Annotated in this window: 2 protein-coding genes; one reads left to right on the forward strand and one right to left on the reverse strand. The window is 45.7% G+C overall.

Annotated elements, in window-relative coordinates:
* Positions 1 to 938: glutathione synthase (locus L5M10_RS23760; RefSeq protein ID WP_263256089.1), on the forward strand; the 938-nt coding region annotated here is incomplete at its 5' end.
* A gap of 70 nt (positions 939 to 1,008) precedes the next feature.
* On the opposite strand, the gene L5M10_RS23765 is transcribed toward L5M10_RS23760, so the two are convergent.
* The coding region (locus L5M10_RS23765; RefSeq protein ID WP_263256090.1) for a 4Fe-4S dicluster domain-containing protein at positions 1,009 to 1,630 on the reverse strand (622 nt) is incomplete at its 5' end.

The following is a 1,630-nucleotide window of genomic DNA, read 5'->3' on the forward strand; positions in this document are numbered from 1 at the left end:
CCATTGAACAATTATCCGCAGGCATAGCTAAAGCAACCTTTAAGATAAAACAGGAATTTGAAGATGCGGGGCCAGCAAGATTTTTGATGATAGTGCAAGAAAATGAAGACAATGTGTTTGACCAACATTTACTCGAACTCGCGTTACAACAACAAAAGATACAAACAATTCGCAGAACCTTTAGTGAACTACAAGAACAAGTTACCACAGGCGAAAAACATAGACTGATACTCGAAGGCATAGGCACTATTGATACCGTTTATCTGCGAGCGGGTTATCAATATACAGATTATGAATCCGTTGACATCAATGGTAACAAAAACTGCCAAGCCCTGATGGCGATCCGTGTATTGATTGAAAAACATCGCGTTGCCGTCAATGCCACCGTAGGGCAACAACTGGCAACCAGTAAGCGGATGCAGATGCTGCTCTCGTCTATGGATGAAATGTCCTTGACTCAGTTTGGTTTAACGCTGCAACAAGCCAAAATGGTCAAATCCCTCCTCGGCGAGATGCGCCCCGTTACCCCAGAGAGTATCAAATTAGTCGAAGCATCCCCAATAGACACTTGGGTGCTAAAAAATCAAGGTGAAGGCGGTGGCAATTGCCTGTTTGGTACCGATATTTCACATGAATTAGCCGAGCTAGAACCCGCGCAATACCAAGCATGGTCACTGATGCGCCGCTTACACCCTAGACCGAGAGCAACACCAGCCTTAGTGGTGCGTAACGGCAAGATAGAAACCATAAATGACATGATCCCTGAAATAGGCATGTTCACCGTCCACATTGATGGCGAGCCTGTGATGGAGGATAGCTCTAATAGCGACAACCCCGGTTATGCGGGATATTTAGTTCGCAGCAAATCGGCCATGGTGACTGAGGGTGGAGTTCACAGCGGCCAAGGGGTATTAGATTCGCTGATGTTTAGCGATTAACAGGGCGCGTATAAAGTAAAAAGCCACAGAATCTCATCTGTGGCTTTAACTAACAAATTAACCTATATGATTAATAAGCGGTTTTAACACCAAAACTGCGAATATAAAATACCCTTGGTCCCGTTCCCGCTTCAGGTTTCAACTGCATCGGTTTATGCAATTTAATCAACTGGGATACCTTGCTCTGCGGATCATCTAAATCACCAATCACCCGCGCTTCAGATGGACAAGCGTCAACACAGGCAGGATTCAACCCCTTATCAAGCCTATGATCACAGAAAGTACATTTCTCTGTAGTGCGTCTTGGTCGTGTAACAGGGTAAGTATCACCCCGCTCTGGGTTTTCATTGGGTGATGCAGCAGCCCCCGTGCGTTTGAGCAGCATCAGTGGAGATACAGTTCCGTTCGCGACCACCTCTGAGTCATCCTGCCAACGACGATGTGGTGTTGCCGCATTAAAACTAATCACGCCGTATGGGCAAGCATTCATACACTTCTTGCAACCAATACATTCATCATTGTTTTGCAGCGTTAAGCCGCGCTTATCTTTGTGCATAGCCCCTGTCGGGCAGACTTTTACACAAGGTGCATCATCACAATGATTACATAAGGTCGGTATATAAGTGTATTTTACATCAGGAAAAATCCCCTCAGTGGTGGCAATATGATGCGACCAATGAATACCGTCGTTC

Origin of the sequence: Shewanella sp. SM32, from assembly GCF_025654235.1 — a bacterium.
Classification (GTDB): domain Bacteria; phylum Pseudomonadota; class Gammaproteobacteria; order Enterobacterales; family Shewanellaceae; genus Shewanella; species Shewanella oncorhynchi.